Below are 19149 nucleotides of genomic sequence, written 5' to 3'. Positions count from 1 at the left end.
TCGCAAGGCATCCCATCCCCCCATCCGGTCTGAAAGGCTCGCTCTTCCATGAACCTGTCTATTCGCACTATCACTCTTGCCGCTTCCACCGCTTCGCTTTTGGCAAGCGCTCCGGCTTTTGCCAAGGAGGCTTCGCCCATCGCACCGAAGGTGATGGTCATCACCATGTTCGGTGAGGAAGCCAAGCCATGGCTGGAAGGCGAAAAATTCACGCAGAAAATCAAGCTGCCGGGCCTCAATCCGGAATATCCGGAAATCGACTGCACAGCCGACGGCCTCTGCCACATGACGACGGCGATGGGCTTCGCCAATGCCGCAAGCGCGACGGCAGCTATGGCGCTGAGCGACAAGCTCGACCTCAGCCACACCTATTTCCTGATCGCGGGCATCGCCGGTGTCGATCCGAAGCATGGCACGCTTGGATCGGCGCATTGGGCAAAATACGCCATCGATGCCAATCTGAACCACCGCATCGATATTCGTGAAACGCCGGAAGGCTGGCCGACCGACTTCTTCGGCCTCGGCGCTGCAAAGCCCGGCGAGAAGCCGAAATGGGCCGCAGGCACGGAGGTCTTCGAACTGAACGGCAAGCTGGCCGACTATGCACTGGCAACGACCCAGGACGTCGCACTTCTGGATAGTGACGCAGCGAAGGAATATCGCAAGCACTATACGCAAGAAGCCGCGACCGGCGCACCAAAGGTCACAATCTGCGATACGGCTTCGGGCGATACCTATTGGCATGGCGCGAAGCTTGGCGAAGCCATGACCGAATGGGTAAAGCTTCTGACCGACGGCAAGGCCGACTATTGCACATCGCAGATGGAAGATAATGCCACACTGACCGCGCTGAAGCGCGCTGCCGAGGCGGGCAAGCTCGATTTCGACCGCATCGCATTGCTGCGCACCGCATCGAACTTCGACCGTCAGGGCAAGGACCAGACTGCGGCTGAATCGCTTGCCGCGAACTCCGGCGGCTTCCCGCTCGCCACGACCAACGCCTATCGCGTCGGCAAGGCCTATGCCGACAGCATCATCCAGAACTGGAATGCGTGGGAAAAAGCACCGCAAACGACGGCGAAATAAGGCTGTAATGGAATAACGATTCAAACAGAGAAGGCGTCTGTGAAGGGCGCCTTCAGGACTTCTAATCTGAATCGTATTTCAAGGCTTTGACCGTTGCGATTAAAGCGCAACTCAATCCGCAGTCTCCAGTCGACGCATCGTGAATTCGATCACATCGTCCGGTCGCTCGCACCAGCTCTCGATTTCGGTCCAATAGGCCGCCTTGGGGAATGTCTCGAACCATTCGCGCGCCTTTTCGCGCGCCGCCAGCCTCGGCAGGGTGAATGTCTCGCGAACGAACCCATCGCGCGGCATACGGCTTTGCTTCATGCCTTTCTGGACACGGCTCTTCTGAAGCTGCTTGCGCAAGCCTTCGAGCGGTGGACGGGGCGGTGCTGCTGTCATGCGATGCCCTCCCGGCAAAACCGGAAATGAACGACTTCCAAACCCTAGGTAGAGAAAGATAGGGGAGCAGTTTCACAAAGACGAGTCTTTTCTTGGGGAGAGGGTCTATACTGCCCTGCAATCGCGCGCTTCGCGCTTTGCGCCAATCGCGGACTTTGATAAGCCATGAAACAATAGTTCATCCATTTAACCTTGGCTGCGCGATATCGCCAAGCGATCCGGCGAACCGCGCCGGAAGGAAACAGACAATGCAACGCGACGAAATTCCGGCAATCATCCCCGCAGACATCGAAGAGAAGAAGCAGGCGGCACAGCTCTGGTTCGAGGAACTGCGCGACCGTATCTGTGCAAGCTACGAACAGCTTGAAGATGAACTGCAAGGCCCGCTTTCGGATCGCGAACCCGGACGTTTCGTTCGTACCCCGTGGCAGAAGGATGAAGGCCGTGGCGGCGGTGGCGTCATGTCGATCATGCATGGTCGCGTCTTCGAAAAGGTCGGCGTGCATGTCTCGACGGTCTATGGCGAGTTTTCGCCGGAATTCCGCAAGCAGATTCCCGGTGCCGAGGAAGACCCCCGTTATTGGGCCAGCGGCATTTCGCTCATCGCTCATCCGCAGAACCCGAACGTGCCTGCCGTCCACATGAACACGCGCATGGTCGTGACCACGCGCCAGTGGTTCGGCGGCGGCGCTGACCTCACGCCGGTTCTGGACAGCCGTCGCACGCAGGATGACCCGGACACCCTTGCCTTCCACAAGGCTTTCCGTTTCATCTGCGAAAAGCACAAAGATATTGTCGACTACCAGCGCGTGAAGGACTGGTGCGACGAATATTTCTTCCTGCCGCATCGCAATGAGCCGCGCGGCACCGGTGGCATTTTCTATGACTGGCTGCATTCACCGGACGAAAAAGGCGGATGGGACGCGGATTTTGCCTATACGCGCGATGTGGGACGCGGTTTTTCCGTCGTCTATCCGCATCTGGTGCGCCAGAACTTCAACAAGGACTGGACCGACGCGGATCGCAACGAACAGCTCATCCGCCGTGGCCGCTATGTCGAGTTCAACCTGCTTTACGACCGAGGAACGATCTTCGGTCTCAAGACCGGCGGCAATGTGAATTCCATCCTGTCTTCCATGCCGCCTGTGGTGAAGTGGCCGTAACGGCACTGAATGAAAAGGGCCGGTTTTCCGGCCCTTTGTTTTAGTGTCTGAATCAAAAAGCGTCAGGCCGTAGCGAAAATGGTGATTTTCGAGAACCGGAGCGCAGTGTACTTGAGTACATGAGCACCGGAAGCGCAGAAAAACGCCATTTGCAGCAAGGCATGGTGACTTTTGGATCAGACATCTATGTATCGAATGCCGCGTTATAGGCCACATCGCCTTCCGGCATATCCGGCCCGAAGGCCAGACACTGGAAATATTCCGCTGGCACGCCCGGCAGTTTCAGCCGCGAATCGGCCTTGAAGCCGAAGCGCCCGTAATAACCGGGATCGCCCAGAAGAACACAGCCCTTGGCGCCTTCGCGCCGCAGAATGGCAAGCCCCTCGCGGATAAGCTTGCCACCTATCCCCTCGCCTTGCCGATCCGGATGGACTGAAACAGGGCCAAGCCCATACCAACCCTTATTCTCGCCGTCGATCAGAATCGGTGAGAACGCGACATGGCCCAGAATCTGTCCGTTCTCTTCCGCAACCAGCGACAGGGTAAGCGCCTTTGCAGCGCGAAGCGCATCGACGATCTCCCCTTCCTTCTGATTGCTATAGGCCACGGGGCGGAAAGCGGTCTCCGTCACCTGGCGGATTTCAGCGGCATCTTCGGGCGTTTCCTTGCGAATATGCATGATGCTCTCCTTCAGCGGTTGTTGAGCTGAGCGCGAACATTTTCGCGCCCTTTGAACGAGATGCGATAAGGACTGCCCATTCGGGATTCGATCAGTCGCTTACGGCGCAACTGCTGGAAAATTGCCATCGTGCAATCGGAAAGCAGATAGCCTTCACGGGTAAAGCATTCGATGTCGCAGATACGTCCGTCTTCGCGCAGATGGCGGATGTAACCGCCCTGCGCCAGCACGTGCAAGACGCGCTGTTCCATGCGTGAGATATTCATTGTTGTTTTTGCCTGGATGGAAACCATGACAAGCATCAGCACTCGCGGACGGTGAACCATCCACGGCCAATGCCGTTTCCGCTCCTGGACCTGCCTGTCAGGCGCCCTTAGCCCCTGTCATTCGCAGTTTCGTCCGGAACGCTCAAAGGCTTCCTACAATCTCCAGCATCAACAATTCCTCGTTCAGAGGTGGATAGTTAAAAGGGCGACACGGCCCTTTATCCGTATCTAAGAGCGCACGATCTGAAAGTCAAACCAGTGTCAGACCGTTCAGTTCTTCGGCTGGTTACGAAGCTTTTCTGCTTCCGCATAGAACTTCTTTTCCCACTCATTGTGATTATCGAGCCCTTCCTTGATGAAGGGCGTGAAGATCGCAAGATTCATCAGGCACCAGTTGACGAAACGCGCCGGAAACTTGAGCGGCTTCACGAAATCGACGAACAGGACCACGCGCGTCTTGTCGGTATGATTCCACGCCTCGTGCTCATAGGCATCGTCGAAGATCAGCACCTTGCCTTCCTGCCAATGGCAAACCTGCTTGTCCACGCGAATGGCAAGCTGGTCGTTGGGTTCCGGCACGATGAGGCCAAGATGCAGGCGCAGCACGCCATTATAAGGCCCGCGATGCGGCGGCAGATGCTTGCCCGGCTCGAAGATGGAGAACATCGCCGTCGTCAGGCCGGGGATCTTGTTGACGATACGCCAGGTTTCCGGGCAGGCATTGATGTTCTGTTCCGACTTCACGCCGAAACCGAGCAGGAAGAATGTCTTCCAGCGATTGTCGGTCGAGATCGTCTTCACATCGGTCGAAATATCCTGAAAGGAAGGCAACTCACTCTGGCGCAGCAGAACTTTTTCCAGTTCCTTGCGGATGGCGGGCCATTCCTTCTCGATTTCGGCTGACCAGGGGAAGGTCGCATTGTCATAGACAGGCGGATTGCCGAGCTTGGCATATTTCAGATTGAGACCTTCGGCCCAGGATACGATCCCCATAAAAAAACGGGTGATTTTGCTCGGCCGCTCCATTGCGGCAAGGCCTTCGGTGCCAAACTTCTGCTGCGGATCGGTAGCTGCCTTGTCTTGTATCGATGTATCGGGATTGGACATCTCATGCTCTTTCAAAACGCGCGCTAAAAAGTTCTCATTTCCTGTTTTGGGCATGTTTTGCCCCAAAACCGGTTCCCACTTTCGGGAAACATGCTCCAGCTATAAGGCGATGAAACTACGGCTGAAATTTGCAGGCAAGCCATCAGTTGTTCAATTTAAAAGCATTTCCAACAAAAGTGAGACACGGTTTTGTGTTCGGAAATGCTTGGGAAAAAACGGTTAGAGCGGAACCGCACTAACCGCGATCAAGCTTGCGCAGAAGTGCTGCCCGGTCAAGGCTAAAACCGGAGTCAATCCAGAAAGTTTCAAGCGACCGCAATGCTTCTCCAAGCTCCGGCCCCTTTTCAAAGCCGATAGCCAGAAGATCGCTGCCCGTGACGGGGAAAACAGGGGTATCATAATGTTCGGCGGCATCCAGAAGACGCGCGAAACCACCGGCGCGGATCATCGCATCGTCGCTGTCTGCAGCATCGGCCCGAGCCGCGGCATAGGCCAGGCGAATGCGGTCGAGCACAGCCTGCTTGCTACCCCGATAGATTGTTTTCTTCAGCGCCTGTTCGGAAAGCTCCGGCTTGACCGCATCAGCGCGTGCCCAAGCCTCAAGACGGGCCCTTTCCGCATTGGACATTTTCAGCCGTTTGCCCATCTCTTCCATCCGCACGCTATCGGGCGGAATGATGCTCTCAAGCCGCAGCAGCGGATCGGGCTGCCAGCCAAGATCAGTCTCGGTCCGCACCAGCCCATGAATGGCGTCGATGCCCCATTTTTCGCTTTCAGGCAGAATGAGATTCAAGACACCGGCCTGCCGCATCCACAAAAGCGCACGCGACGGATCGGGAGCTGACAGGAGTTTCTTCAGTTCCGACCAGACCCGTTCGGCGGAAAGCTGTGAAAGACCGTCCTTCAATCGTGCGCTGGCCCGCAAGCCATCAGCCTCCGGCCGTCCCGAACCGTACCAGGCGAAGAAACGGAAAAAGCGCAGGATACGCAGGTAATCCTCGCGAATGCGTTGTTCCGCATCGCCAATGAAACGCAGCGTCCGGGATTCAATATCGGCAAGGCCGCCGACATGATCGATGATCGTGCCGTCAGCCGTCACATAAAGCGCATTGATGGTAAAGTCGCGCCGCTCCGCATCGACTTTCCAGTCGGTCCCAAAGGCGACCTTGGCGTGGCGGCCATTGGTTTCGACATCCTGCCGCAGCGTCGTCACTTCGAACGGGTGCCCCTGCACGACGACTGTGATCGTGCCATGCTCGATGCCGGTCGGCACCGGCTTGAAACCGGCCTCTGTCGCCAGTCTGACCGTATCCTGCGGCAGATGCGTCGTCGCCAGATCGACGTCGCTCACCTTGGTGCCCAGCAGCGTGTTGCGCACCGCGCCACCCACGACACGCGCTTCGCCGCCATCACGATTCAGCGCCTTGAACAGGGCTTGCAACGGCTTTGATTTCAGCCAGTCCGCCTTGCCGGAAATATTCATACTCTCGCTCAAACGTAGAGCCTTTCATAAAGTCCGCGAATGATACCGGCGGTTGCCCCCCAGATGAATCGCTCGTGATAGGGCATGGCGTAAAAAAAGCGTTCCTTGCCGTTGAATACCCGGCTTTCACGCCGATGGTTCTCCGGGTTCATCAGGAAGGAAAGCGGCACCTCGAAAATATCGGCGACTTCGTCCGGGTTCGGATGAACGTCGAACGGCGTCTTCACCACTGCAAGAATGGGCGTGATCGAAAAACCGCTGCCGGTGAGATAACGTGGCAGATTGCCGATGATCTCGGCACGATCCGCAGCGAGCCCGATTTCCTCATTGGCCTCGCGAAGCGCTGCCCGCTCCGCCGTGCCATCTTCCGGGTCGATTGCACCGCCCGGAAAGGCGATTTGGCCGGAATGCTTGCGCAAAGTATCCGTGCGCTGTGTCAGAAGCAATGTGGCTTCCGATCCGCGATCCACCACCGGCACCAGCACGGCGGCATCGCGCATCTTAGCCATCTGCATTAATTGTGTAATATCGGGATTAAGCGAATGATCGCCGGTCAGATCATCCTGGTTGGGACGCCACTGCCGAACCCGCTCGGCAAAATCACCGGCTGAAAAGGCTGGGAATTCATTCATTGCAGTGCAGCCTCCAGTGCATCGGATGCCATGATCGGAAACACCATGCCGCCCGAGCGAACGGCATATGTCGGCACGCCATCGATTTCGATTTCCTCGCCCAACGCCACCAGATCATACATGACCGCACGTGTGATCAGCGCCTCCAGCCGCCCGCGAACCAGCACATAGGGTTTCAGCCCACCACTGACGGGCTCGATCACAAAGCGCAAGGGATGCTGCGCGTCGGCGGTCACCACGTCACCCACATTGGTGCGGAATGTCAGCACCTGCGCCTCGCCTTCGCCGCAAACTTCCATTTCCACAGCGATAAAAGGGGCGTCCTCGACGCGGATACCGACTTTTTCCACCGGCGTTACGAGATAGGTTCTGCCGTCCTCATCCTTGCGCAGAACGGTCGAAAACAACCGCACAAGCTGCTTGCGGCCAATCGGCGTGCCCATATAGAACCAGGTGCCATCCGCCTTGATTTCCATATCGAGGTCGCCGCAAAAGTCCGGGTTCCAGCGCTCCACAGGCGGGATTCCGCGCTCTTTCGTCGCCGGTCCACTTTGCGCATCGGCATGGGCGCGCGCGATCAGGGCTTCCAATCCGCCGGTCGTCTCAGTGCTCCGCCCAATATTCCATAAGGAATCTTGCGGCGCGTCTTTGCCTTCAGGGGTGCTTTTTATCATCCGACTCGGTTATTCCTGCCCGAATGTGTTTATATGCTCGAAGTCATGAAATAGTCACCGTTTCGCGGCTTGTCAGCACTATATGCGATTTATAAGGCACTTCCGCCAGAGCGGTCATATTGCGAGGTCCACATGAGCGTTGTCGTTACGCCTGAAACCGCCAATCCCGAACAGATAGTCGCGGAGGCCGAACGGGCGCTCGCAGACATCGCCCGCATCAAGGACAGCATCGGGACTGTGATCTTCGGTCAGGAAAATGTGATCGAGCGCGCACTCGTCGCCGTTCTGGCTGGCGGGCACGCCTTGCTCGTCGGCGTACCGGGCCTTGCCAAGACCAAGCTGGTCGAAACGCTGGGAACTGTCCTCGGCCTCTCCGGCCAGCGCATCCAGTTCACGCCCGACCTGATGCCTTCCGACATCATCGGTTCGGAAGTCATGGAACAGGATGCGGACGGGCGCCGCTCGTTCCGTTATCTCAAGGGCCCGATCTTCGCGCAGCTCCTGATGGCCGACGAGATCAACCGCGCTAGCCCACGCACCCAGTCCGCGTTGCTGCAAGCGATGCAGGAATATCATGTCACTGTCGCCGGCCAGCGCTACGATCTCCCCGCACCGTTTCATGTGCTTGCGACACAAAATCCGCTGGAGCAGGAAGGCACCTATCCGCTGCCGGAAGCCCAGCTCGACCGCTTCCTGATGCAGATCGACATTCTCTATCCGGAACTGGATGCGGAGCGCCGCATTCTTCTGGAGACAACCGGCGTTTCGGAAGCAAAGGCCTATGAGATCATCAACGCCGAACGGTTGATCGAAATGCAGACTTTGGTGCGACGCATGCCGGTGTCGGAAAGCGTCGTGGAAGCAATCCTCAAGCTGGTGCGCTCCGCCAGACCGGATGCCGACAACGAGCACGCGAAGAAACATATCGCCTGGGGTCCCGGCCCACGCGCCAGCCAGGCATTGATGCTGTGCGCCCGTGCCCGAGCGCTTTATGAAGGCCGTCTCGCCCCGTCCGTCGACGACGTGAAAGCGCTGGCCGAGCCGGTTCTGCAACACCGCATGGCGCTCAATTTCGCTGCGCGCGCCGATGGCATGCATATTCGCGACGTCATCGCAAATCTGGTAAAGGCTGCTGTCTGATGGTCATTGGCGCAGAAGTTTCCACCGCAGATCGCAAGGAGACACTTGCTCGCGCCCGTGCGCGGGCAGCGGCCATCCCCGATCTGCTGGTCGAAGCGCAGCGCGTGGTCAACACGGTCATGAATGGCTGGCACGGACGGCGCAAACGCGGTCCCGGCGAAAATTTCTGGCAGTTCCGCCCCTATGTGGACGGCGAATCTCTTGCCCGCATCGACTGGCGGCGTTCCGCCCGCGACGACCATACCTATGTCCGCGACCGCGAATGGGAATCCGCCCACACCGTCTGGCTCTGGTGTGATTTCTCGCCCTCGATGCTCTATCGCTCGCAGCTTGCGCCCGTTTCCAAGGAAGCGCGTTCGCTCGTGCTGACACTCGCTCTTGCCGAACTTCTGTCGCGCTCAGGCGAACGCATCGCCTTTCCGGCGCTTATCCAGCCTTTTTCGGCTCGCAACGGCGCGGAACGTCTGGCAGGCGCACTGATGCACGAAGTGCCGGTTGCAGCACTGCCGGACATCGGCCAGATTCGCCGTTTTTCCGAAGTCGTCCTCGTGTCGGACTTTCTGCATCCGTTCGACGAGCTGACCGACCTTCTCAACCGTCTGGCGAAGCGGGGTGTCCGCGCGCATCTGGTGGAAGTTGCCGATCCGGCGGAGGAAACATTTCCCTATTCCGGTCGCACCGAGTTCCGCGATCCTGAAACCGGCGCCACGCTCGTCGCCGGCCGGGCCGAGACCTATGCAGACGACTATCGCCGCCTCTACACCGCCCGCCGCGAAACCCTGTCGGATTTTTGCAAGCGGCTTGGCTGGAGCTATACGGTCCACCGGACGGACCGGCCGACGGCGGAAGCACTGGCACGCCTGCATAATGCGCTCAGCGCAACCGGGAGTGCGGGCGCATGAGTTTTCTGCCGCTCGCCTTCGGTTCGCCGCTCATTCTCGCAGGACTGATCGCCCTGCCGGTCATCTGGTGGCTTCTACGCATGACGCCACCACGTCCGCAGGAGGAAACCTTTCCGCCGCTCCGCATTCTGGCGCAGGTCTTCAAGCGCGAGGAAGTCCCGTCGAAAAGCCCATGGTGGATGACCTTGCTGCGGCTGCTGATTGCCGCGCTCGTCATTCTGGCGCTGGCCTCGCCGATCTGGAATCCACGTCCGGTCGCGCTTGCAGGCGACGAACCGCTCGCCATCGTCATCGATAATGGCTGGGCTTCCGCCGAGGATTGGCAACAGCGGGTCAATGCTGCCGAAAAACTCATCTCCGATGCGGAAGGCACCGATGCGCCGATCTACATCTTGGGCTCGGCAGAACCAGCCAACGCCGAAATCGGCCCCTATGACGGCAAGCGCGCTGCCGAGCGTCTTCAGGCGCTGGAACCGCGCCCGATCCCGGTCGACCGCAAGTCGGCAATGGAACGGCTGGCATCTGCCTTGCCCGCAGATACAAAGGTCCGCCTTGCCTTCATGAGCGATGGGCTCGCATCGCAAGGTGACGCGGAAACCTTTGCAGAACTGGACAAGTCAGGGCGTCTGGCCTCCGTTCTCTGGTATGGCGCGAGCCTCAGCCGCACTTTCGCGCTGACCGGCATCGACAACAAGGCTGACAGTCTCGAAGCCATCGCCATCCGCCCGGAAGGCGTGTCGGCACCACGCACGCTCACCGCCGCTGCCTATGACGACAAGGGACGCCGCATCGCCGAAGCGCCGCTTTCCTTCGGGCTTGGAAGCACGGAAGGCACTGCACGGTTCAACCTGCCGGTGGAACTTCGCAACGATTTCCGCCTGATCCGCGTTGATGGTATCGAACAGGCCGGTGCAACCCGGCTGATCGATGCGGGATCGGAACGGCGCACAGTCGGCCTTATCGCCAGCGGTGACGGTGATCTGGCGCAGCCTTTGCTCTCGCCACTGCATTATATTTCCAGGGCGCTTTCGCCTTACGTCAATCTGATCGAACCGCGCTCTGCCGATCTTCTGCAATCCGTGCCGGAAGTGCTGGATGCAAAGCCGTCGATCCTCATCATGGCCGACATCGGAACATTACCGCAGCCGGTCACCGAGCAGCTTTCCAAATGGATACAGGATGGCGGCACACTCGTGCGATTTGCAGGCCCGCGTCTTGCTGGAGCCAGCGACAACGATCCGCTCCTGCCGGTGAAGCTGCGAAAGGGCGAGCGTGCCTTGGGCGGAACGTTGTCCTGGTCCGAACCGCAGAAATTACGCACGTTCCCGGATAAGGGGCCTTTCGCCGGTCTGGATGTCCCCGATGATGTAACTGTCACCCGGCAGGTCCTTGCCGAGCCGTCATTCGATCTCAACGACAAGGCGTATGCCATTCTTCAGGATGGAACGCCGCTTGTGACTGGAGAAGAGCGCGGGCGCGGCAATATCGTTTTGTTCCACATCTCTCCCGATGCTAGCTGGTCGAGCCTGCCCATTTCAGGCTCCTTCGTGGAGATGCTGCGCCGCATTGTGTCGCTGTCGCAGAGGACCGGCGCGCAGGACAATCAGGCTTCGGTCTCGCTGCCGCCGTACCAGCTTCTTTCGGCTTCCGGCGCCCTGACCCCGCCCACATCGGAAGCCAAGCCACTGATCGTCGAAAAGAACAAGCAGACCAGCGTCAGCATCAACACGCCGCCCGGTTTCTATGGCAATGAGGACGGCTTGAAAGCTCTCAATATTTTCGAAGGTGCGAATATCAAGCTGCAACCGATCGCCCAGCCGGCACTTTCCGTTGGAGTAACGCCTGCTTCCTATACATCAGATCAGTCGATTTCACTGGCGGGACCATTCTTTGCGACCGCAGCGATGCTTCTCGCACTTGATACGCTTTTGATGTTGTGGCTGCGCGGAGCCTTCCGTCGTCGCATGAAGGTGCGTGCCAAGGCGGCGGGCATAGCTCTCCTGCTTGCCGGTTCCCTCGCCTTCAACCTTCTTCCATCTGGAGTAAGCGAAGCGCAAGCTCAAGAACAGGTGCATGACGACAGCAAGCCGGGAGACGAGGCGATCATCAACTCCGTCTCGCAGACGCATCTTGCCTATGTCATCACCGGCAGAGCCCAGACCGACGATATCAGCAAGGCAGGACTGCGGGGTCTAAACTTCGCATTGACGGACAAGACCGCACTTGAACCCGGCGACCCTATCGGTGTCGACCCCGCCAAGGACGAGCTGGCCTTTTATCCCCTGATCTACTGGCCGATCGACCCTGATGCGCCGATGCCAAGCCCGGAAGCGATTGCCAAGGTCGATGCCTATATGCAGCAAGGTGGCACAGTGCTTTTCGACACGCGCGACCAGTTGCAGGCTGGTGCCAGTCTCGATCCGTCCGCCTCGCCTGCCAACCAGCGCCTGCGCGCCATTCTCGATGGCATGAACGTTCCGCCGCTGGAACCCGTGCCTGATGATCACGTGCTGACCAAATCCTTCTTCATCATGCCGGATTTCCCCGGTCGCTATGAAGGAAGCCCGCTCTGGGTGGAGGCCTCGACACCGAACGCCTCGCCCCGGGAACGTCCCGTGCGCACCGGCGACGGTGTGACGCCGATCATGATTACGGCCAATGATTTTGCGGGCGCGTGGGCTGTCGATGAGCAAGGCAATCCGCTGCTCCCGACCGTACCAAATGATCCGATGCAGCGCATCTATGCCATTCGCGGCGGCGTGAACATCGTGATGTATATGCTGACCGGCAACTATAAGTCCGATCAGGTCCACGCCAAGGACCTCATCGAACGGCTGGGGAATTAGCATGATGTTTTGCAGCCACGTCATCGCCCAATCCCGTTTGTCTTTCCCCCTCATCCTGAGGAGCCATCCCGCGCTTGCGCGGGGATGGCGTCTCGAAGGGCTGAGGGGAAACGCACGGCGCGCCTGCCCTCACCCTCGATCCTTCGAGGCTTCGCTTCGCTCCGCACCTCAGGATGAGGATGGAAGCGTAGTAGCTGACGCGGTAGAAACCTACGGCGATAGGAGGTGAGAATGAATATCGAATTCGAACCGTTCCTCTCCACGCCGTGGCTTATCGCCATTCTCGTGCCGCTGGCGCTGTTGGTTCTGGCCACGATTGCGCTAAGAATGCGTGGCGGGCTGATCCGGTTGCTGGCCGCGGCAGCGCTTGCACTCGCTCTTTTCAATCCCGTCATCATCAATGAAGAACGCGAACCGCTGAAAAGCGTGGTCTCAATAGTCGTGGATCGCAGCCAGAGCCAGGAACTGGGACAGCGCCGCGCCGACACCGATGCCGCCTTGAAAGCGGTGCAGGACCAGCTTGCAACCATGCCGCAGTTTGAAACCCGCGTCGTGGAAGCTGGCAAACCCGGCGAAAACGAAGACGGTTACGCCACCCGGCTGTTTGGACCGCTGGCGCGTTCGCTTCTCGATGTGCCGCCATCGCGCGTGGCGGGCGCGATCATGATTACCGACGGTCAGGTGCACGATATCCCCGCCAACAAGAATGCGCTCGGCTTCGATGCACCGCTGCATGGGCTTGTGACCGGCAAACCGGACGAATTCGACCGCCGCATCCGCTTCAATAAGGCACCGCGCTACGGCATCAGCGGCAAGCCGCTCGAAATGTCGTTTACGGTGATCGATGAAGGCAAGAGCCTCGGCAGTCCCGCGCCGGTCGAAATCCGCGTCAATGGCGAAACCGTCAGCGAGGAAGAAGCGCAGGTCGGGCAGGAAACGCCTGTAACCATCACCCTGCCACGCGCCGGGGTGAACATTGTCGAAATCGCCACGCCAGCGCTTCCCGGCGAAGTAACTGACGCCAACAATCGTGCCGTGGCGACCGTGGACGGCGTTCGCGAGAACCTGCGCGTACTGCTCGTCTCCGGTGAGCCGCACAATGGCGAACGCACCTGGCGCAACCTGCTGAAATCCGATGCTGCTGTCGATCTCGTCCACTTCACCATTTTGCGCCCGCCGGAAAAGCAGGACGGCACTCCGATCAACGAATTGTCGCTGATCGCATTCCCGACGCGTGAACTCTTCGTGGACAAGGTCAACGAGTTCGATCTCATCATTCTCGACCGCTACCAGCACCGCGACGTGCTGCCGCTTCTCTATTATGATTACATCGCGCAGTATGTGGAGAATGGCGGTGCGCTGCTGGTCGCGGCCGGTCCGGAATATGCAGGCGACATGTCAATTGCACGCACACCGCTTTATAGCGCCCTGCCCGCGATGCCCACCGGCGCCGTGACAGAGAAGGCGTTCTATCCGCGTCTCACGACTATCGGCAAACGCCATCCAGTGACACGCGGCCTCGACGGCAGCGAACAGGAGCCGCCGCACTGGAGCCGCTGGTTCCGCACTATCGACATCACGGCGCCGCAGGGCGAAACGGTCATGAGCGGCGCAGACAACAAGCCGCTGCTGGTTCTCAACCGCGTCGGGAAAGGCCGTGTCGGCATGTTCCTCTCCGATCAGGGCTGGCTTTGGGCGCGCGGCTTCGAAGGCGGAGGCCCCTATGCTTCGCTCTATCGTCGCATTGCCCACTGGCTGATGCAGGAACCTGAACTGGAGGAAGAAGCACTCACCGCCGCGGGCAATGGCCGCACGCTTTCCATCCGCCGCCAGACCATGGGCGACAATCCGGGTACAGCGGCCGTTACAACACCTTCCGGCAAGGAAGTGCAGGTCAATCTTGCGCAAAGCAAGCCGGGCCTGTTCGAAGGCTCGCTGCAGACGGACGAGATCGGCATCTTCCGGGTGAAGAACGGCGATCTGGAAGCATTGGCCCATGTGGGGCCGATCGATGCGCCGGAATTTGCAGACAGCATCTCCACAGCGGATCGCCTGAAGCCACTTGCCGAGGCGACCGGCGGCTCGGTCCATCGCGTGCATCCAAGCGCCGACAGTTCAGTCCGGGTTCCCACGATCACCGCCGTCGGCGGCAACCGTGCAGCGAGCGGCAATGACTGGATCGGCCTCCGCGAGACTTCGGACACGCAACTGAAAAGTGTCAATCGCCTGCCGCTTTTCTCCGGCTTTCTGGCGCTCAGTCTGCTGCTCTTCGTCTTCGGCAGCATGTGGTATCGCGAAGGGCGGTAACCCGCCCCGACTCGCCCAACGCCCTCATCCTGAGCTTGTCGAAGGATCAAGGGCGAGCGTCAGTTCAGCTTCCCTCTCCTTCGAGACGCCGTCTGCGACGGCTCCTCAGGATGAGGGGAGGACAAGCATTTCCGTAAACAAGAGAAATTATTCAGAAATCAGCCCCGGTTCGCGTGGCGCACGATTCCGCTGACACCGTTCAGCGCGCCGGGCGCCAGTTCGCAAGCAAGCATCCGGCGCGGATCGACCGGCGCTGGCATGACCATCGAACCCGGCTCCACCATCTTGAAACCGAACGGGCCATAATAGGGCTCATCACCGACGAGAATGACCAGCTTGTGACCGGCTTTCGTCGCCGCTTCCAGCGACATGCGCATCAGCTTGCCGCCAATGCCCCGCTTTTTCCATTCAGGCCGCACAGCAAGGGGGCCAAGCAGGAGTGCGGGCGTCTTGCCGACGATAACCGGCGTCTGCCGCACCGACCCCACGACGATACCGCCCATAAGCGCAACAAAGGAGAGGTCGAGAGCGTGCGGGCCGCCTTCGCGGATGAAATGCGCGGCCCGCGTAAACCGTCCCGGTCCGAAGGCTCTAGCATTGATGGCTTCGATTTCAATGTCGTGCGCCGGGCATTCCTGCGCGTAGGTCAGTTCAAGCTGCTGCATGGGCTTTGATCGCAATAGGAGAAGTCGGGGACCATCAGGTCAATGGAATGCATTCCGCGCGCACGGCACGGTCCAAGTTTCATCGTCGGATGAAAAGCATTTCCATTACATCGCTCTCCTAGGCGGCCTGTCGACCGCAATTTGGAAGTTGCATTACACCAAAATGGACAGAGGTAAAACTATTTTTTTCAAAATGGCAGAGCTGATTGTTCGTTTTGGCACCGTTACGCACTGTTCACGGCTTGCGGTGCTGCAAAACGGCGGTTTCAGCCCTATTCTCTATCCAAAAGGAGAAATCACATGGGACTTCTGGTCGATGGCAAGTGGCATGATGCCTGGTACGACACCGAGAGCACGAAAGGCCGTTTTGAGCGTTCGAAATCGCAATTCCGCAACTGGGTGACCGCTGACGGAAGTGCCGGTCCGACCGGCGAAGGCGGCTTCAAAGCCGAACCGGAGCGCTACCATCTCTACGTTTCCTATGCCTGTCCGTGGGCGCATCGCACGTTGATCTTTCGCGCGCTGAAAGGGCTGGAAGACGTCATTTCAGTATCCGTCGTGGACTATCTGATGGCGGAAGAAGGCTGGACCTTCACCGGCACGACCGGCAGCACTGGCGACGCGCTCTACGGTTCGAAGCGGCTGTATGAAATCTACACCCGCGCCGATCCGAACTATTCCGGCCGTGTCACCGTGCCGGTGCTTTGGGACAAGCAGCGCCAGACGATCGTGTCCAACGAATCGTCGGAAATCATTCGGATGCTCAACACCGCCTTCAACGAATTCGGTGATGCTTCGCTCGATTTCTATCCTGAAGCACTGCGCGGCGAGATCGATGCGCTCAACGACTTCGTCTACCCAAATATCAACAATGGGGTCTATCGCGCCGGCTTCGCCACCGCGCAAGACGCTTATGAAGAAGCGTTCGGGCAGTTGTTCGCAGCGCTTGATTCGCTTGAGGATCGCCTTTCGCGGCAGCGCTATCTGACCGGCGACCGCCTGACAGAAGCCGACTGGCGGCTGTTCACGACACTGTTGCGCTTCGATCCGATCTATGTCGGCCATTTCAAGTGCAATCTGCGCCGTATCACCGATTACCCGAACCTTTGGAATTACACGCGTGAGCTCTATCAGACGCCGGGCGTGGCCTCGACCGTGAACATGGAGCACATCAAGGGTCATTATTATCGCAGCCACAAGACGATCAATCCGACGGGTATCGTTCCTGTGGGGCCGGAAATCGACTTTTCTGCACCTCACGACCGGGATCGCTTCCCGAAGGACTGACCCGACGAAACTGCGGTCTTCCTGCAACAGTGCGGGAAGAACATCAGCACTCTCTGAAATCTCTTGCGCCCCTTTGATTTCGATCAATGGGGCGTTTCGTTGCGCGGTCCAGATTGCACGCATCACGATTACCCAAGACCGACCACGACTTAAGGAGAGAGAAGATGAACCGCTTCACGAGGGGATTGCTGGCTGCGACAGCGCTGACATTTGCCGCACCGGCTGCATTCGCTGCGGACGCCATCATAGCCCAGCCAGCGTCTGAAATTCAGGCTGTGCCCGAAGCCCTGTCACCATGGCAGATCCGCGTGCGCGCACTTGGCGTCGTTCCCCAGAATTCCGGCTATGTGAACGGCGTTTCGGGTTCGGATCTCGACTATTCGAAGTCGATCACACCTGAACTCGACATCACCTATTACTTCACGGATAATTTCGCAGCCGAACTCATTCTCGGCACCACCTATGCCAATATCAACGGCGCGGGTTCAATCGACGGACTGGGCAAGATCGGCAAGGCATGGATTCTGCCTCCGACCCTCACCCTGCAGTATCACTTCACCAATTTCGGCGCCTTCAAGCCTTATGTCGGTGCTGGCGTGAATTACACCATGTTCTACAACCAGGATGCGACCGGCGTTGAATATCTCAAGGTCAAGAATGCATTCGGTGGCGCGCTGCAGATCGGTTTCGACTACATGCTCAACGAGCATTGGGGCGTGAACTTCGACGTCAAGAAGCTGTTCCTGGAGCCCAAGTTCGACGCCACTCTGGCTGGCGGCGTGGAAGTCAGCGGCAAGGCCAAGCTTAATCCATGGCTGATCGGTACGGGTATCACCTACCGATTCTAAACCTCTACGTTCCGGTAAAGGTGCGGCATCCGCGCCTTTACCAAAGCGGAAGCGGTTCCAGATCGTGAAGCGCTTCCTGCAGACGCCGCTTGGTCGACGGTGTCGTCCCTTCCGGCAGATCGTCCAGCGGGAAAAAACCGCATTCCGCAATTTCCCGATCCGGCAAACGCGGTGCCGTCTGTTCGAATTGCCTGCATATATAAAGTGCCACGTGGTCGCGCGGCGATGCATGCGCATTCTTGTAGAGCGCAAAAAGCTGTGGCGGGCCTTTCAGAACAATATTGGCTTCCTCGCGCAATTCCTTTTCCAACGCCTGCCCGAAGGTCTCGCCGCGCTCGACGCCCCCGCCCGGCAATTGCCATCCCGGCACATAGGTGTGCTTCACCAGGAAAACGGAATTTTTGTTTTCATCGAAGACAATAGCCCTGACGCCCAGGGTCATCGGGCGCCGCATTAGAAAATAAGTATGAAATATAAAATGACGAAAGCGCATACCGTCTCTCCGCGAGGCAATATACCTACAGCATCAGCCCAAAAATCGGAATCGATTTTTGGAAAGCACGATGCGTAGATTCAATAGTTTAGAGCGCCGTGCATCCTTAAGGATGCACGGCGCTCTATCCAAAACAGCAATGACATCAACAAAAAGTCGCTAAACAGGTTTCGGTTTCACGCATTATCCAGTAAATGGGCTTAATGTTTCGTCTCGCGCACATCTCCGATATACACCTTTCGCCTTTGCCTCGCGTGAGATACCGCGAACTGGCATCGAAGCGCATCACCGGCTACATCAACTGGCTGCGCAATCGCAAAAACGCGATGCACGGAACTGTGCTGGATAGTCTCATCGGCGACATGCAGGCGCAATCGCCGGATCACATCGCGGTGACAGGCGATCTCGTCAATCTGGCGCTCAATCTGGAAATCGATATTGCCCATGACTGGCTGTCCAAATTGGGCAACCCGAACGATGTTTCGGTCGTTCCTGGCAATCATGATGCTTATGTGCCCGGCGCGCTCGACAAGACCTGTCGGAAATGGGAACCGTGGATGCGCGGTGACGGCATCGACAATCACGGCAATCGCCCGCAATTCCCTTATATGCGGGTGCGTGGACCCGTTGCGCTGATCGGTGTTTCTTCGGCGCGAGCAACAGCTCCCTTCATGGCCAGCGGCGACTTTCGGTCTGAGCAAGGGAAACGTCTGGCTGCAATGCTCGATGAAGCCGGTGCGCGCGGGCTCTTCCGTATCGTGATGATCCATCACCCGCCCATTTATGGCGCGACACCCGCCCATAAACGCCTTTATGGCATTCGCCGTTTTCAAAAGATCATACGCAAACACGGTGCTGAGCTGGTTCTGCATGGCCACACGCATTTGATCACGCATTATGAGATCGACGGACCTGACGGCAAGATTCCCGTTATCAGCGTACCGTCTGCGAGCCAGAACTTCGGCGGCCATAAACCCGCCGCCCGCTATAATATATTCAGTATCGATAAACGCCCTGAAGGGGGCTGGTCCTGCCTCATGGAAGAGCACGGCGTTTCCGATGCCAGCGAGACAATAACGAAGCTCAACGAGCGCATTCTCTATTGATCCGGATCGGGTAGGAGGGCATTTTAGGCCCTCCCCCCACACCACCGTACGTACGGTTCCGTATACGGCGGTTCATGAAGC

General features: G+C 58.5%; 18 protein-coding genes. 9 read left to right on the top strand and 9 right to left on the bottom strand.

What is annotated here, in order from left to right; all coding sequences use genetic code 11:
• Positions 1-48: 48 nt before the first annotated feature.
• Positions 49-1086, top strand: coding sequence for a purine-nucleoside phosphorylase (locus tag FIB18_RS20130; RefSeq protein ID WP_140022406.1), 1038 nt, complete (start codon positions 49-51; stop codon positions 1084-1086).
• Between the two features lie 111 nt (positions 1087-1197).
• Here the strand turns inward: FIB18_RS20130 and FIB18_RS20125 are convergent, their stop codons facing one another.
• Positions 1198-1470, bottom strand: coding sequence for a hypothetical protein (locus tag FIB18_RS20125; protein ID WP_140022405.1), 273 nt, complete (start codon positions 1468-1470; stop codon positions 1198-1200).
• A 248-nt stretch (positions 1471-1718) separates the two neighbouring features.
• On the opposite strand from FIB18_RS20125, the gene hemF reads away from it, so the two are divergent.
• Positions 1719-2633, top strand: coding sequence for an oxygen-dependent coproporphyrinogen oxidase (hemF, locus tag FIB18_RS20120; RefSeq protein WP_140022404.1), 915 nt, complete (start codon positions 1719-1721; stop codon positions 2631-2633).
• A gap of 184 nt (positions 2634-2817) precedes the next feature.
• Here the strand turns inward: hemF and FIB18_RS20110 are convergent, their stop codons facing one another.
• From FIB18_RS20110 to FIB18_RS20085, 6 genes are all read right to left on the bottom strand, one after another.
• Positions 2818-3312, bottom strand: a complete 495-nt coding sequence (locus FIB18_RS20110) for a GNAT family N-acetyltransferase (protein ID WP_140022403.1) — start codon at positions 3310-3312, stop codon at positions 2818-2820.
• 11 nt (positions 3313-3323) lie between these two features.
• Complete coding sequence (locus FIB18_RS20105) at positions 3324-3578, bottom strand: YjhX family toxin (protein ID WP_140022402.1); 255 nt, start codon at positions 3576-3578, stop codon at positions 3324-3326.
• A 270-nt stretch (positions 3579-3848) separates the two neighbouring features.
• The gene (locus tag FIB18_RS20100) at positions 3849-4685 is read right to left on the bottom strand and encodes an aspartyl/asparaginyl beta-hydroxylase domain-containing protein (RefSeq protein WP_140022401.1); all 837 of its coding nucleotides are present in this window, start codon (positions 4683-4685) and stop codon (positions 3849-3851) included.
• 235 nt (positions 4686-4920) lie between these two features.
• Positions 4921-6180 (bottom strand): CCA tRNA nucleotidyltransferase, encoded by a 1260-nt coding sequence (locus tag FIB18_RS20095; protein ID WP_168436428.1) that lies wholly within the window; start codon positions 6178-6180, stop codon positions 4921-4923.
• The gene (locus FIB18_RS20090; protein WP_140022400.1) at positions 6177-6800 is read right to left on the bottom strand and encodes a CoA pyrophosphatase; all 624 of its coding nucleotides are present in this window, start codon (positions 6798-6800) and stop codon (positions 6177-6179) included. Before FIB18_RS20090 ends, FIB18_RS20095 begins: the two co-directional genes overlap by 4 nt.
• The gene (locus FIB18_RS20085) at positions 6797-7474 is read right to left on the bottom strand and encodes a DUF1285 domain-containing protein (protein WP_140022399.1); all 678 of its coding nucleotides are present in this window, start codon (positions 7472-7474) and stop codon (positions 6797-6799) included. Before FIB18_RS20085 ends, FIB18_RS20090 begins: the two co-directional genes overlap by 4 nt.
• 132 nt (positions 7475-7606) lie before the next feature.
• On the opposite strand from FIB18_RS20085, the gene FIB18_RS20080 reads away from it, so the two are divergent.
• The 4 genes from FIB18_RS20080 to FIB18_RS20065 all read left to right on the top strand — a co-directional run bounded on the left by FIB18_RS20080 (position 7607) and on the right by FIB18_RS20065 (position 14669).
• A complete protein-coding gene (locus FIB18_RS20080; protein ID WP_140022398.1) occupies positions 7607-8614 on the top strand; it encodes an AAA family ATPase in 1008 nt (335 codons plus the stop codon).
• Entirely contained in the window at positions 8614-9516 is a 903-nt protein-coding gene (locus FIB18_RS20075) for a DUF58 domain-containing protein (protein WP_140022397.1), read from the top strand. The genes FIB18_RS20080 and FIB18_RS20075 overlap by 1 nt, the downstream gene beginning before the upstream one ends.
• Positions 9513-12362, top strand: coding sequence for a DUF4159 domain-containing protein (locus FIB18_RS20070; RefSeq protein WP_140022396.1), 2850 nt, complete (start codon positions 9513-9515; stop codon positions 12360-12362). Before FIB18_RS20075 ends, FIB18_RS20070 begins: the two co-directional genes overlap by 4 nt.
• A gap of 231 nt (positions 12363-12593) precedes the next feature.
• Positions 12594-14669, top strand: a complete 2076-nt coding sequence (locus tag FIB18_RS20065; RefSeq protein WP_140022395.1) for a glutamine amidotransferase — start codon at positions 12594-12596, stop codon at positions 14667-14669.
• A 158-nt stretch (positions 14670-14827) separates the two neighbouring features.
• Here the strand turns inward: FIB18_RS20065 and FIB18_RS20060 are convergent, their stop codons facing one another.
• Positions 14828-15334: a GNAT family N-acetyltransferase gene (locus FIB18_RS20060; RefSeq protein WP_140022394.1), complete on the bottom strand. Its 507-nt coding sequence runs from the start codon at positions 15332-15334 to the stop codon at positions 14828-14830.
• A 300-nt stretch (positions 15335-15634) separates the two neighbouring features.
• Here FIB18_RS20060 and FIB18_RS20055 point away from each other — a divergent pair, with 300 nt between their 5' ends.
• Together FIB18_RS20055 and FIB18_RS20050 are read left to right on the top strand one after the other, a co-directional pair.
• Entirely contained in the window at positions 15635-16621 is a 987-nt protein-coding gene (locus FIB18_RS20055) for a glutathione S-transferase family protein (protein ID WP_140022393.1), read from the top strand.
• Positions 16622-16785: 164 nt separating this feature from the next.
• Positions 16786-17469, top strand: a complete 684-nt coding sequence (locus tag FIB18_RS20050; RefSeq protein ID WP_140022392.1) for an OmpW/AlkL family protein — start codon at positions 16786-16788, stop codon at positions 17467-17469.
• Between the two features lie 37 nt (positions 17470-17506).
• Here FIB18_RS20050 and FIB18_RS20045 read toward each other — a convergent pair whose 3' ends face one another.
• Positions 17507-17962, bottom strand: coding sequence for an NUDIX domain-containing protein (locus tag FIB18_RS20045; protein WP_140022391.1), 456 nt, complete (start codon positions 17960-17962; stop codon positions 17507-17509).
• A 203-nt stretch (positions 17963-18165) separates the two neighbouring features.
• Between FIB18_RS20045 and FIB18_RS20040 the strand changes: the two genes are divergently transcribed.
• On the top strand, positions 18166-19068 hold the full coding sequence (locus tag FIB18_RS20040; protein WP_140022390.1) for a metallophosphoesterase family protein: 903 nt from the start codon (positions 18166-18168) through the stop codon (positions 19066-19068).
• Positions 19069-19149 lie beyond the last annotated feature (81 nt).

Origin of the sequence: Brucella pecoris, assembly GCF_006376675.1 — a bacterium.
Lineage (GTDB): Bacteria > Pseudomonadota > Alphaproteobacteria > Rhizobiales > Rhizobiaceae > Brucella > Brucella pecoris.
Note: the sequence above shows the minus strand (reverse complement) of the source record. Positions and strands in the feature narration are given on the sequence as shown.